Below are 12451 nucleotides of genomic sequence, written 5' to 3'. Positions count from 1 at the left end.
GAAGTTTATGCTGTATTCTTAATTTTTTGAAGTCTGTACTTCGTTTTAACTAAATTATCATATATTTCTTCGGAAAACAATAATAATTCTGAAAATTTCATAATAAAAATGACACCCTAATCGGATGCCAATTTTACCAATCTTATATTGAAAACTCTATCTATAATTAGATCATTTCTGGGCGTTATTCAAAGGTTCCTTTCACAACAGCCTTACCATCTTCAACCATTTTTCTTCCCATGGAAAAAACGGTTTCAATTGCCAGTGTTTCTTTATTCAAAAGCACAAGGTCTGCATCTTTCCCTTCCTCAATCTTGCCTTTTTGGTGAAGCTTGAGGATAGACGCTGGATTTTCGGTAATGACAGACAGTGCATTTTCCATGGAGACCCCTTCTTGAAGGATCGCATCCCGCACTTCGGAAAAAAGTGTGGAAACTTTGCCGATTTGCAGGCCAATTAGTTCTCCCTGTTCATTGAAATCAGGCAGGCTGGCCTGTCCGTCTGAAGTAAACGTTATTTGTCCAGCAGGAACCCCTTCGTCCAGCATGATCCTGAGGGCCTTGCTGCATTTTACTTCCCCTTCTTCGAGAAACTTTGGTATGGAGCTTGTCGTGAAATCGACATAGCCCCCTTTTTTGGCATAACGTATGCCAGCTTCAAATAAATGCGGATTTCGGTTAATATGTGTCGGGTAGAATTGTTTGATTGGTATATCCGTGTTCTCCGCAATGTCTTCCAGGAGCTTTAAATGATCATAACTATCACCCACATGGACATTTACAATTCCCGCTTTACCTGAAAGCATGCCGCCCACTCGTGCAGCTGAAGCAATTTTGGCCATCTCTTCAACCGTTGGCTGGGAAGAACGGTGATCTGCGATCGCAATTTCTCCGACACCGATAATCTTGTCAATCAGAATGAGATCATCTTCAATTTTTCCAGTCAGCGTTTTTACCGGCACCTGATAAGAACCCGTCTGGACATAACAGGTAATTCCTTCTTCTTCAAGTGCCCGGGCTTTTGCAATAAGACTAGCCATGGTCCGAGTTGTTCCGTCTGTACCAATGACACCCACCAGGGTAGTGATGCCAGACAGTGTAGCATCTGTCAGCTGGATTTCCGGTGTCCGGGTTTTATAGCTCCCCTCACCGCCGCCTCCGATGATATGAACATGTGAATCGATAAAACCCGGAACAGCTATTTTCCCTTCGGCTTCAATAACTTCAATATCCGCAAATGAAAGATCAGGCAGTTCAATGGAATCGCGGATATAGCCTATTTTATTATGAACGAGTAACATATCATTTTTCCCAAGAAAATGCGGAGAATAAATTTCTGCGTTTTTTATAAGAGTTAACAAGGATAAACCCCTTTCTGTCTAACTTATGATGTCTGGTTAAAAACCGATTAATACTGCGCCAATCACGAATATTGATGAAACCCCCATGAGGAGCAGCAAAAATTTGATGATGAATTTTGCCCATGTTCCCCAGTCCAGCCTTGCTGCTCCAAGGGCCCCCAGAAGAGCTGCAGAAGTAGGAACAAAAATATTTGTCAAACCATCTCCAAGCTGGAAAGCAAGCACCGCAACCTGCCTTGATACACCTGCAATATCAGCCAGCGGCGCCATCAGCGGCATCGTAAGAGCTGCCTGGCCTGATCCGGAAACAACAAAGAAATTAAAGACGGATTGGAAAAGATACATAAACCACGCCGACAAGGCTGCAGGGAAGTCTCCTATTACCTGGCCTGCTCCAAAGAGCATTGTATTCAGTACAGATGGCGCATCCGGGCTGTCACCGCCTAATATAATGACAATTCCTTTTGCCATCCCTACAACTAATGCTGCAGGCAGAAGATCTTTTGCCCCTTCAATGAATCCTTCAGCAATATCATCTACCTTCATATTATTAAGCTTGAAGAAGACAGCAATTAGTCCCGCTGCCAATCCGATCGTAAAAAATTGCGAGGCTATTTCCGGGATATAATATGCATGTTTCACAACACCCCATACAATCCAGGCGATTCCGGCTGCTATGGTTAATAGAACAAGACCATGTCCAAGAGTAAATCGGACCTTCAGCTCCCCCGTTTTCATTTCTTTTCTGAAATAGCTGTCTGATTCATAGCTTACTGATTTTAATGGATCCTTTTTAATTCCAGCTGCATATCTCCATGTATAGATAATGCCTATTAACGTAAAAACAGCCCACATGCCTATGCGAAACGATGCGCCAGACATAACAGGAACTCCCGAAACCCCCTGGGCAATGGCCACACTGAAAGGGTTCATCCAAGAGGTGGCAAACCCAATTTGAGTTGCCACATAGGTGATCATCACACCTGTGATCGCATCATAGCCAAGTGCAACCATAAGAGGAACAAGGATCATTGCAAACGCAATAGCTTCCTCTCCCATGCCAAAAACGGCTCCTCCAAGTGAGAACAGGAAAAACATAATCGGAATGATTAAGATTTCTTTGCCTTTTGTCTTGTCAATTACACTTAAAATGCCTTCTTCAATAGCACGGGTTTTCATTATAATTCCGAATGCTCCGCCAATGATTAATATGAATGCTACTACTCCTACTGCGGATCCCCATTTATCTCCTGATACAAGTCCTTCAAAAACATAATTTAAAAACCCGGCTTCTCCCCCAGACTCAAACAGGCTTGTCCCCTGGCGGACAGGATTTCCTTCTTCATCTTTCACTATTTCAAAGCTGTCGGGAACCAATACTGTCTTTGTAGACTCTTCCCCGTTTTGCGTATAAGTTACTTCTTCCGTCTGGAATTGTCCAACTGGAACCAAATATGTAACAATGGCTGCCAGAAGGACAACAAAGAAAACGATGACAAACGTGTGAGGCACTTTCCAGGCTCTGTTTTTTTCTTTCATTCTATTTCCCCCTTTATCTGTAGATGTAAATACCTAATGCAATTTGTATGCCAAGTTGAAGATTCTGAATAAATGGATAAAAGAATAGAAACTGGTTTATTAACGGGTGTTTTAATTGGTATAATAATAACCATTAATCAACCATTAAAGGAGTTTACTATAAAAATGAATTAGTTCTGCTTGCCGGAACAAAGGAGACATGCAAAGCTCTCACAGAACAGCTAAAAGGGATGCTTGGACAGTACATCCGAATAAAAAGCTTTGCTTCAGAAGAATACTTGCCTCCACTCATAGAAGATGCCTTAATCGTGTATTCTTCTTACCTGATTCATGATGAAGTAAAGCATGTTATTGCTCCTTCCTGTGAAGTGATCACTGCTCACAGAACCGTAAATTATCAATATATCGATTACCTTTTTGAAATACCAAATGACACAAATGTCCTTTTTGTAAATGACTTTCCACAGAGCACCATAGACTCTATTGAAACCCTGAACAGACTCGGAATCAGCCATCTCCGATATATTCCCTATTCACCAGGCGGAGAAGTTCCAGATTCAATTGAGATTGCCGTTACTCCAGGAGAAATGGATCTAATCCCTTCTTCTATCTCAAAGAAACTTAATCTCGGTGTACGGCTTATTGATATCCACACGATTATGACTATTATAGATTATTTTGAACTGCCGGAAGCTCTCAGAATAAATATCACCGATAAATACACCGGAAAAATAATAGAACTGAGCAAGAAACTATCATCTTTGAAACAGGAAGCAGTTAAACTCAATCAATATTTAAAAAGGGTCGTGGATGGAGTAAATGATGGGATTTTGGCATTTGACAGATCCGGTTCGATTTCAGTCTTCAACAAAGAGCTTGAGAAAATGATAGGAATATCACCTGAATATGCGTTTAAAAAGAAAATCGGCCAGGTATTCAGAAACAGCGAACTTCTGGAATTTTTATTAAATGATGAATCAGGCGATCAGGAAGCTTTTACGGTTAGACAAACAAACTTGCTGGTGCACCGCTTTCCAATGAAGAATGATAACACGATTGTTGCCACATTCAAAAATATGGATGAAACGATCGAAATGGAAAGAAGGGTTAAACTGGAGCTTCAAAAAAAAGGGTTTGTTTCCAAATATACTTTCCAGAGCATTTTGGGTGAGAGCCCTATCCTTCAGGAAACCATTCGGATTGCCAGGAAACTTTCATTATCCGACCTTCCTATCTTGATTCAGGGGGAAAGCGGCACGGGAAAAGAACTGTTCGCCGGAGCCATCCATTCGGAATCATGCAGGAGAAATGCACCTTTTTTAGGGATTAACTGCAACGCTCTTCCTGAAGAATTGCTTGAAAGTGAATTATTCGGATATGAGGATGGGGCGTTCACCGGGGCACGAAAAGGCGGAAAAAAAGGACTGTTTGAGCAGGCTGACCAAGGGACTTTATTTTTGGATGAGATTGGGGATATCAGCATGAAACTGCAGGCCAGACTATTGCGAGTTCTCGAAGAATGGGAAATCCGCAGAATAGGAGGAAATAAGATTATTCCTATTAATGTCAGAATCATTGCGGCGACGAACCGGAACTTAAAGACTATGATCGATGAAGGAAAATTCCGTGAAGATCTATACCATCGTTTAAAAGTTCTGTCCTTGTCCCTTCCTTCTTTAAGGCAGAGACGAAAAGATATTCCAATTTTAATAAAATCCTTCATAAGACAGAGCCACAAACCTGGTGCTGACATAACAGAGGAAACTTTAGAGCTATTGTCAAAGATGGAATGGAAGGGAAATATTAGAGAATTGAAGAATGTTGTTCAGTACATGCTGGCGGTATCGGAGCATAATGAGCTGACAGCTTCAGATTTACCTGCAGACCTATCTCCGGCAAATGCTCCTTTGATTCCGGGGACCCTCTCAAACTTAAAAGACGAGCATCATTTTTTACTGAAATACATTGCCGAACTAAATAAAAGCGGAATGCCAGCAAGCAGAAAAAAACTGTCATCTCTAACCCGGAACACAAATTCGCCCCTCACTGAACAGCAGGTAAGACTCAGACTCAAGGAGTTAGAGCAGCTGGGCTATGTCATGATCCGCCAGGGGAGATCCGGTACACATATTACAGAGAAGGGACTGGAAACTATGGTTTAAAGATAAATAGGATATATAAAAAAGATTGAGCACAATCCGGTATGATTGTGCTCAATCTCTTTAAATAAGTATGGCAGCTTAGTCATTTTACTCCGAACCAGCCTTACTTCCGCACCAGCTCTGCTGATGAATGATCATATTTTTTACTTAGTCTCACGGTGCAAAGTACGTTTTTTTAAACGTGGTGAATACTTCATTAATTCAATCCTATCAGGGTTGTTCCGTTTGTTTTTGGTGGTAATATAATTTCTGTCCCCGGTTTCTGTACAAGCAAGTGTGATGTTAACTCTCATTTTAAACGCCTCCTGTAATTTTTTTAAACACTTCTGACGATTCTTTCTGCCGCCTGGCGCGCACCGGAGATATTTCGGGCAATTGGCCCAATCTCCAGTTCTGCTAACGGACCCATGACATATAAGTGCGGACACCATTCCAGTGATTGGCTGACGATCGGGTATCCGCACTTCGCACACGGCAGAGCAAACTTTTTAATGGCACTCTCCAGCCAGCTTCCGCCAGGTCTGGATGTTCTGAACCCGGTCGCCAAAACAATTGAATGCGCTTTGACTTCCTGCGTGTCCACTGAAAGGATCAGCTCTTTGTTTTCGCTCTCCTTTACGGAGGTGATTTCCCCATCTGTAATCTTCAGCTTTTTGTCATTTTCGAGCTTCCGAAGTTTATGAAATAATTCAGACGGCAGTGATCCCCGGTTTCTTGCCTTCTTGATGACCTCCCTTCGCTCTGAGTAATCCTGAATTCGCTGATAGTTTTTTTGATACTTGGGTCCCAGCCAGCCCGGATCACTGTCAAAATCACACACTCTAAACGGATGTCTTTTTATTAAAGTGACTTGACCAGGATAAAGTGCTGAAAGCTTAATGGCAGTATGCGCGGCTGTAATGCCTCCTCCAACAACGGAAATCGGAAGCTGCAATGCAGAAAAATCGGCAGCTTCATCAAAAATGTGAAACAGCTGATTCTGCTCATGCATAATAGAATCTGCCCATTCGGGGAAATATAGCTGATCGTTTATGCCTAACGCCAGAACGACATTTTTGGATTTTAGACGATCTCCTTCGTCCACGCTTATATTCCAATCATCGTTTTCCCTGTCGATGCCGGTTACATATCCCTGATGCCAGCTCTCCCCCAGCCCGAGATCCTGGAAAAGTGATTGACTATGCTCATTAAAGATCTCAAGCGAAGGCCTTTTATACATCCCATAGAACTCACTTTTTTTCCATTGGTGATTCGCTGCAAAATTTCTTAAGCTAAACGGATCGACATCGAGATGATGGACAAATGGAGAGCGAAGAAATTTCATGCCAATCTTTTCTGTATTTTTAGTCCACTGAAATAATGGCATTTTATGCGGGTCTATAATGCGCAGCTTACCTGGTGATACCTTATTATTCTTAACTAAGAAGGCTGCAATGGCAGTCCCTTGAATGCCGCCTCCTACTACGATCCAATCATAGACCATATTAGCCTCCTGCTGTATTAATACGAAATCATTACGATTTACTGAGTAAAATTTTTTACAATTGACTTTCGTTTAGTGAGAAATAATAGTATTTGACTTTATTCCTCTTCTTCTTTGTTTGGACACTGTCAGTTAATTCGACCCATGTTACATTTCTTAATTTCTCCTCAAGCTGACTGGTTATCATGTCCTCAATTTCGTGCATGGTCATCATTAGCTTGCCAAATGAAAGGTTAAAATGGTTTGCGGCCTGCCTATGAGGTGAATGCTTCACGAGAAGAGCCATAAATTCTTCAGATGTCGAAGCCTCCTGAGCCAATTCATCTTCAAGCCCAACGACAAATTCATAAATCTCCTTTTGCTTTGGAGGAAGTGATTTTACGACCTCTCTTGAAATAATTTCCATCAAATGTGAATTCATCTCTTTCACCTCACTTGACTCGTGGCTATCTTACTTTTCTTTCATATTGTATCTCTTCATAAATCGTTCTGTACGCCCGCCGCGATCAGTAAATTTCTGAACTCCGGTGTAAAACGGGTGTGTATCTGAGCTTACTTCCACCTTGATCAATGGGTAGGTGTTTCCATCTTCCCACTGTATTGTTTCATTTGCTGTTTTTGTTGATCCTGTCAAAAATTTAAAGCCGCTGTTACTATCCATGAATACCACTTTATGATAATCCGGATGAATACTTCCCTTCATTCTCATTACCTCCAATTTCATTACCAGCTTGATTTTTTAACTCCCGGAACCTGTCCTTTATGAGCAAATTCCCTGAATGCGATCCGGGACATTTTAAATTTGCGGAGATATCCCCGAGGTCTTCCGGTCACCTGGCAGCGATTTTTCAGGCGTGTCGGTGATGAGTCTCTTGGAAGCTTCCTTAACGCATCATAGTCACCCTTCTCCTTGAGTTCCCTTCGTAATTCAGCATATTTTAAGACAAGCTCCTGCCGTTTAATCTCCTTGGCCACTTTTGATTTTTTTGCCAATGCATTCACTCCTTTATTATGTAAACCGTAATAATTACGATTTATTTTTCAATAACGTTATTAAATCATAAATAATTTATTTACGCAACATCCGTGTCTGGAGAAAAAAAAGATTAGCATTAAAATCCTAAGCCGTTCACTTTTGGAGTATCCGCATAGGAATAAGACATATTGAATATATAGTAGGTGAACATGTTTTCGGGAGTTTTTCGGGTCCCATTCTGAGTATGTATTCTTTTATTACAGGAATGCCGCCCCGTTAGCACAACAGAAAGGCTGCCAAAGTGGCAACCCGGATTTACTGTGCTTGCTTCTCATCTACATATCTAATAAAATCCTGAGCCTTCAGAAATTTTGTTTGAAGATTTGGGGGCAGGTTTCCACCTTTACCGGACCTTTACTAGGATTTGTTTCGCCATTACTTTGATTTTCAGCTCAGGTCCAGGCACAAACTCTTTCCCTTTCTCTTGTAAAGACTCTATTAATCGGTGTTCAAGATTCATTTAACTAAAGCTCACATTGGTGAAGATTAATTATTATGTATCGGATAAAATTACTCCAGACCATTCACAATCAGAACATTCAATCCCCCAACATCGTTAAATTCCTTCCCGCAATTCGGGCAAAATTTTGGTTTCATCCACTCAACTCCATCGATTTAAGCTAACGCACACTATTTATAAGTACATTTATTCACAAACTTATTACAGGAATGCTCTCCCGTAGTATAATAATTTTAGTTCATTTTTCGAATCTAACTAAGGTTTTTTCTGGAATTTCAATTTGGTTAATATCAAAATTATTGATTTGTAGGATGATCTCACCCTCTCGCTTTTCAGCTTCTTCTCCAACCCAACAACTGTACAGTTCAAAAAAATCTCCTTTTTCAAGGTAACTGTTCATAATATTACATAGTTCCATTACCTTCTCTTTCGATTCGGAACAGACTTCTGGAGTCGTAAATTTTGAAATACTAATGCCCCAATGACTAGATACTTCATAGACAAAAGGGGTAGTAAGTTGATGTTTCTTTATATTTAGCAGTTCATACTCACCTGCAAAACAACTGCCAATATAAAAAAACTCCTCTATATCTTCTTCATCATTATTCTGTATTTCTACATTACAGCCAATATAAGAAGCCAAACTTATTTCTACTCACTCCTTGTTATTGCTTTTAACCTATTCTGCCCCTTTAGTCGAATAACAAGAGCTGCCGATCCGTACTTTATAAACTGCCTATATGCTTCACTATAAGGTCTTGAGCAAAAAATAAGACTAGCCACGCTGCGATTCCCAGACCTAATGAAGCAAATATATGAATGGAATGCTTTAATGCTATTCCTATGATTAGCAACATCACTACCGTTCCAGGAAGCCCCCACACTACACCAATAGCAAACTTACTTATTTTGTCCATTTGTTCACCCTGAGTATATAGCCATAAAATACTTAGAAGGCTGACAATGGGTAAAGCGGCAATGACTCCACCTTGTTGAGGATATCTTCGGGAGAATTCTGTAATAATGCCAATGATAATGGCTGAAATAAGGATTTTAACTATTGCGAACATCTTTTGCTCTCTCCTTTAATAACGTAAATGCCTCTAAAATTCTTTCCCTTTCTTCAGCACTCATTTGTTTGAATAAGACTTGTTGCAGCTTTTCTTCATCGAGACTGGAATGACGGTGCAATACATCACTTCCCAAATCGGTAAGCCTTAAAATGACCTTTCGCTCATCTTCTATGCTGCGGGTTTTAAATACATATTTTTTTTCAACTAAGCGTTTAATATGCTCTGAAGCTGTATTGTGAGACACCTTAATAGATTCGGCAATCTCTTTAATTCCTACTTCTTCCTCTTTTTGTATAACTTGTAGAATTCGTATGCTTTGATGAGGAATTCTTTCTTGGTGGTTATAACGTAATTGGTAGTAAATGTCCGTCCAAAGATGATTTAAAAGTGCAATTTCTTTAACCATTAAATCTCTCCTTATATCGTTATTTAAGAATATATCTTATAATACGATACAAGTTAATATATAGCAACTGTTCTTTTACTAACTGCCTTGTTACTTGAATAGAAAAAAGCTGCCTGATTCAGCAGCTAGTTTTGAGCGTAAGCATATATTTATTTTAGCCAGGCTGGACTTCGACATTCGTTGTCAAAAAAGTACTTCATAATCTTATGAAAGTGTGATTTTTATTTCCACATATCTTCCATATAAGCAGCAGAACCATCTTGCGTCAAGTAGCCCATACTTGAATCAAAATGGTTCCATAACAAGTAAAGAATGTGTCAGTTCACGGACATGTATTATTTAAACTTCTTTGAATATATGAATTCTGTAATCGGAAGTGTAACGAAAGTGAGACCAACCACAATTAGTAGAGGATAATTTTCAATATCATTCAAATTAACTACACCCTCAGATATGAATAGAATTAAACCTGCTAATATTATTAATACAAAATATCCTATCTTAGCACTTTGGGTTTCAATATGCTTGTCTAATTCGTCTTTATCGCCACCACCTTCGTGATTACCCCAATTAAGCCAATTAAAAAAATAGGATAAGGCAATAAAACTAAAGAATACTGCTCCTCCATCAATAATTCCAAACCGCAAATATTTGTATAACGCGAATCCAACTAATATACCAAATACAATAAAGGCTAAAAAAGCAATGATTTTTCTTGATTTATCCATTCTTTTTTCCTCCCTTTTCTGATTGTATAAATAAATCCTCCATTATCACTCCTAAATTTCTTGCTATATCAAATGCTAACTGTAAACTTGGGTCATATTTGTTATTCTCAATAGCGTTAATCGTTTGCCTGCTTACATTACATAATTCGGCTAATTTCCCTTGTGAAAGACTGTTTTTCTCTCTATACTCCTTGATTCGATTCTCCATTTCATATGCCTCCAGATTCACAAGGTGTAAAAAACCTTTTACACTTATATATTAAAACAAGGCAAAGGATGTGTCAAATATGTTTGACACATCCTTTGCCTTGAACGTCTATATTTTCCTCTAGTATTATTAAGAACCTTAACTTAAGGCGGTTCCAGGCACTTGAATTTATACAGCGTGTTCAAATGGAATAAAACGAATCCTTCTGATTGGTCAAAACTTCCTATATAACCTAATATTCCATGACCTTCCTCTTATATACAGTATAAATATAGATTGGTATATTCTAATTATTCCGAAAAACGAAAGGAGTTTCAAATGGAAAAGTGGCATAACAAATTTATAGTTTTCTTCACTGCTCTAGTAATGGCATTGGGTATGTATGCAGCTCCAGCAGGTGCTGTTTCTAATTCAGCGAGCCCCGTCGCTGAAAGAGTTTTATCTGTTGAGATTGAAGAAGCGACGATATTTGAATTACAGCATGCGATGCAGAAGGGGGGGTTAACCTCTGAGGAATTGGTTCAGTTCTATCTCAATAAAATTGAGGAGTACGATGACAGCATTAACTCCATAATTACAGTTGACGAAAATATTTTAGAAGAAGCGAAACAACTAGATACAGAGCGCAAAGCGGGCAAAGTTCGCGGTCCCTTGCATGGAATTCCGGTTATATTAAAAGACAACTATGATACATACGATATGCAAACTACTGCAGGATCCCTGTCACTTGAAGGTTCCATCCCTCTAAAGGATGCCTATCAAACAAAAAGATTAAGAGATCAAGGTGCAATCATCTTAGGGAAAGCGAACCTGCATGAATTTGCTTTCGGTTTTCAAACAATTAGTTCTCTTGGTGGACAAACCTATAATCCATATGACTTAACAAGATACCCAGGTGGTTCAAGCGGTGGTACGGCAGCAGCGGTAGCTTCCAACTTTGCCGCTGTAGGATTAGGGACAGACACTGGCGGATCCATCCGAATACCTTCATCCTTTAATAACCTGGTTGGACTTCGCCCTACTATGGGACTTGCCAGCCGCGATGGAATCATTCCACTTGCACTCTCACAGGATGTTGGCGGACCGATGGGACGTACCGTTGAAGATGTGGCTGTCGTGCTCGATGCAATTGCTGGCTATGACCCGGCAGATCCAATTACTGAAGCCAGTATCGGAAAAGTACCAAAAACCTATACTCATTATCTTAAGAAAAATGGATTAAAAAAAGCTCGGATAGGCGTTATTCGCGACCTGTTTGGGAATGACCCTGAAGTCAATAAAGTGATGGATCAAGTGATTGCGGACATGGAGGCGCTTGGAGCAGAAGTGTTCGAGGTAACAGTTCCCAGCCTTCGTCCAATTCTTTCTTATCCAAGCTTAAGCGGATACGAATTTAAATTTCAGTTAAATGATTATTTGGCTGGCCTTGGGCCGGATGCACCAGTAAGAACATTATCAGATATTATAGATAGCGGGAAATTCCATCCAAGCTTGGAAAGTGGATTAAAATCCCGAAATGAAAGAGAATCCTTGGAAAATGATGAGGAATACCAAGACATTGTTACCAATCGTCCTAAAATGGCAAGGGAAAGCTTAATGGCAACGTTTAATGAACATGACCTTGATGCACTGCTCTATCCAACTTCGAGTGCTTTACCGGCACAGGTGGGCAATAGCCAAGGTGCAGGGAATGCTAATCGCTTAAGTCCTTATTCAGGATTCCCGGCAATCTCGGTCCCTGCTGGCTTCAGTGACAACGGCCTTCCAATAGGGCTCGAGCTGCTGGGAAAAGAATTTGACGAGCCAACATTGATTAAACTAGCCTACGCTTATCAAGAAGGAACTAACCATCGAAAAGCGCCCGAACTAAAATAAGAACCTTCTTAAACCATTAGCACCCGTTACAATAGCAAAGTGTAAAGCTTAATAAAGATATCAAGAAATTTCTTATCCTTGAATCTCTTTTCAGGAAGAATGACGCTTTTCCTTATTTAAG

General features: G+C 40.0%; 14 protein-coding genes. 2 read left to right on the top strand and 12 right to left on the bottom strand.

Going from position 1 to position 12451, the window contains the following annotated elements; genetic code table 11:
- Positions 1-184 precede the first annotated feature (184 nt).
- Positions 185-1360 carry a beta-aspartyl-peptidase gene (iadA, locus tag NYE23_RS07430; protein ID WP_341076693.1) on the bottom strand — a complete coding sequence of 392 codons (1176 nt, stop codon included), beginning with the start codon at positions 1358-1360 and terminating at the stop codon, positions 185-187.
- Positions 1361-1396: 36 nt separating this feature from the next.
- On the bottom strand, positions 1397-2899 hold the full coding sequence (gene yfcC, locus NYE23_RS07425; RefSeq protein ID WP_341076690.1) for a putative basic amino acid antiporter YfcC: 1503 nt from the start codon (positions 2897-2899) through the stop codon (positions 1397-1399).
- 230 nt (positions 2900-3129) lie between these two features.
- Between yfcC and NYE23_RS07420 the strand changes: the two genes are divergently transcribed.
- Positions 3130-5061, top strand: a complete 1932-nt coding sequence (locus NYE23_RS07420) for a sigma 54-interacting transcriptional regulator (RefSeq protein WP_341076688.1) — start codon at positions 3130-3132, stop codon at positions 5059-5061.
- Positions 5062-5204: 143 nt separating this feature from the next.
- Here NYE23_RS07420 and rpmG read toward each other — a convergent pair whose 3' ends face one another.
- From rpmG to NYE23_RS07370, 10 genes are all read right to left on the bottom strand, one after another.
- Positions 5205-5354, bottom strand: coding sequence for a 50S ribosomal protein L33 (gene rpmG, locus NYE23_RS07415; protein WP_048011555.1), 150 nt, complete (start codon positions 5352-5354; stop codon positions 5205-5207).
- A gap of 23 nt (positions 5355-5377) precedes the next feature.
- Positions 5378-6544, bottom strand: a complete 1167-nt coding sequence (locus NYE23_RS07410; RefSeq protein ID WP_341076683.1) for an FAD/NAD(P)-binding protein — start codon at positions 6542-6544, stop codon at positions 5378-5380.
- A gap of 55 nt (positions 6545-6599) precedes the next feature.
- Complete coding sequence (locus NYE23_RS07405) at positions 6600-6965, bottom strand: hypothetical protein (protein ID WP_341076681.1); 366 nt, start codon at positions 6963-6965, stop codon at positions 6600-6602.
- Positions 6966-6995: 30 nt separating this feature from the next.
- Positions 6996-7247: a type B 50S ribosomal protein L31 gene (locus tag NYE23_RS07400; protein ID WP_341076679.1), complete on the bottom strand. Its 252-nt coding sequence runs from the start codon at positions 7245-7247 to the stop codon at positions 6996-6998.
- Positions 7248-7267: 20 nt separating this feature from the next.
- Positions 7268-7537, bottom strand: a complete 270-nt coding sequence (gene rpsN, locus NYE23_RS07395; RefSeq protein ID WP_197206621.1) for a 30S ribosomal protein S14 — start codon at positions 7535-7537, stop codon at positions 7268-7270.
- A 741-nt stretch (positions 7538-8278) separates the two neighbouring features.
- Complete coding sequence (locus tag NYE23_RS07390; RefSeq protein WP_341076675.1) at positions 8279-8683, bottom strand: hypothetical protein; 405 nt, start codon at positions 8681-8683, stop codon at positions 8279-8281.
- An 82-nt stretch (positions 8684-8765) separates the two neighbouring features.
- Entirely contained in the window at positions 8766-9110 is a 345-nt protein-coding gene (locus NYE23_RS07385) for a DUF3147 family protein (RefSeq protein ID WP_341076673.1), read from the bottom strand.
- Entirely contained in the window at positions 9094-9519 is a 426-nt protein-coding gene (locus tag NYE23_RS07380; protein ID WP_341076671.1) for a MarR family winged helix-turn-helix transcriptional regulator, read from the bottom strand. The genes NYE23_RS07385 and NYE23_RS07380 overlap by 17 nt, the downstream gene beginning before the upstream one ends.
- A gap of 335 nt (positions 9520-9854) precedes the next feature.
- Positions 9855-10247 (bottom strand): hypothetical protein, encoded by a 393-nt coding sequence (locus tag NYE23_RS07375; protein WP_341076670.1) that lies wholly within the window; start codon positions 10245-10247, stop codon positions 9855-9857.
- Positions 10240-10455 carry a helix-turn-helix transcriptional regulator gene (locus tag NYE23_RS07370; protein ID WP_341076668.1) on the bottom strand — a complete coding sequence of 72 codons (216 nt, stop codon included), beginning with the start codon at positions 10453-10455 and terminating at the stop codon, positions 10240-10242. Before NYE23_RS07370 ends, NYE23_RS07375 begins: the two co-directional genes overlap by 8 nt.
- 318 nt (positions 10456-10773) lie before the next feature.
- On the opposite strand from NYE23_RS07370, the gene NYE23_RS07365 reads away from it, so the two are divergent.
- On the top strand, positions 10774-12330 hold the full coding sequence (locus tag NYE23_RS07365) for an amidase family protein (RefSeq protein WP_341076665.1): 1557 nt from the start codon (positions 10774-10776) through the stop codon (positions 12328-12330).
- Positions 12331-12451 lie beyond the last annotated feature (121 nt).

The sequence above is a fragment of the Cytobacillus sp. FSL H8-0458 genome, from assembly GCF_038002165.1.
In the GTDB taxonomy this organism is placed as follows: Bacteria; Bacillota; Bacilli; order Bacillales; family Cytobacillaceae; genus Cytobacillus.
The sequence above is the reverse complement of the archived record's forward strand: the minus strand, read 5'-3'. Positions and strand labels throughout refer to the sequence as shown.

What these genes read in the sequence shown, in the direction of transcription:
- NYE23_RS07410 (WP_341076683.1), bottom strand. Translation starts at nt 6,544, where the DNA reads ATGGTCTATGATTGGATCGTAGTAGGAGGCGGCATTCAAGGGACTGCC.
- NYE23_RS07420 (WP_341076688.1), top strand. Translation starts at nt 3,130, where the DNA reads ATGCTTGGACAGTACATCCGAATAAAAAGCTTTGCTTCAGAAGAATAC.
- NYE23_RS07405 (WP_341076681.1), bottom strand. Translation starts at nt 6,965, where the DNA reads ATGAATTCACATTTGATGGAAATTATTTCAAGAGAGGTCGTAAAATCA.
- NYE23_RS07400 (WP_341076679.1), bottom strand. Translation starts at nt 7,247, where the DNA reads ATGAAGGGAAGTATTCATCCGGATTATCATAAAGTGGTATTCATGGAT.
- NYE23_RS07365 (WP_341076665.1), top strand. Translation starts at nt 10,774, where the DNA reads ATGGAAAAGTGGCATAACAAATTTATAGTTTTCTTCACTGCTCTAGTA.
- NYE23_RS07370 (WP_341076668.1), bottom strand. Translation starts at nt 10,455, where the DNA reads ATGGAGAATCGAATCAAGGAGTATAGAGAGAAAAACAGTCTTTCACAA.
- rpmG (WP_048011555.1), bottom strand. Translation starts at nt 5,354, where the DNA reads ATGAGAGTTAACATCACACTTGCTTGTACAGAAACCGGGGACAGAAAT.
- yfcC (WP_341076690.1), bottom strand. Translation starts at nt 2,899, where the DNA reads ATGAAAGAAAAAAACAGAGCCTGGAAAGTGCCTCACACGTTTGTCATC.
- NYE23_RS07380 (WP_341076671.1), bottom strand. Translation starts at nt 9,519, where the DNA reads ATGGTTAAAGAAATTGCACTTTTAAATCATCTTTGGACGGACATTTAC.
- NYE23_RS07375 (WP_341076670.1), bottom strand. Translation starts at nt 10,247, where the DNA reads ATGGATAAATCAAGAAAAATCATTGCTTTTTTAGCCTTTATTGTATTT.
- NYE23_RS07385 (WP_341076673.1), bottom strand. Translation starts at nt 9,110, where the DNA reads ATGTTCGCAATAGTTAAAATCCTTATTTCAGCCATTATCATTGGCATT.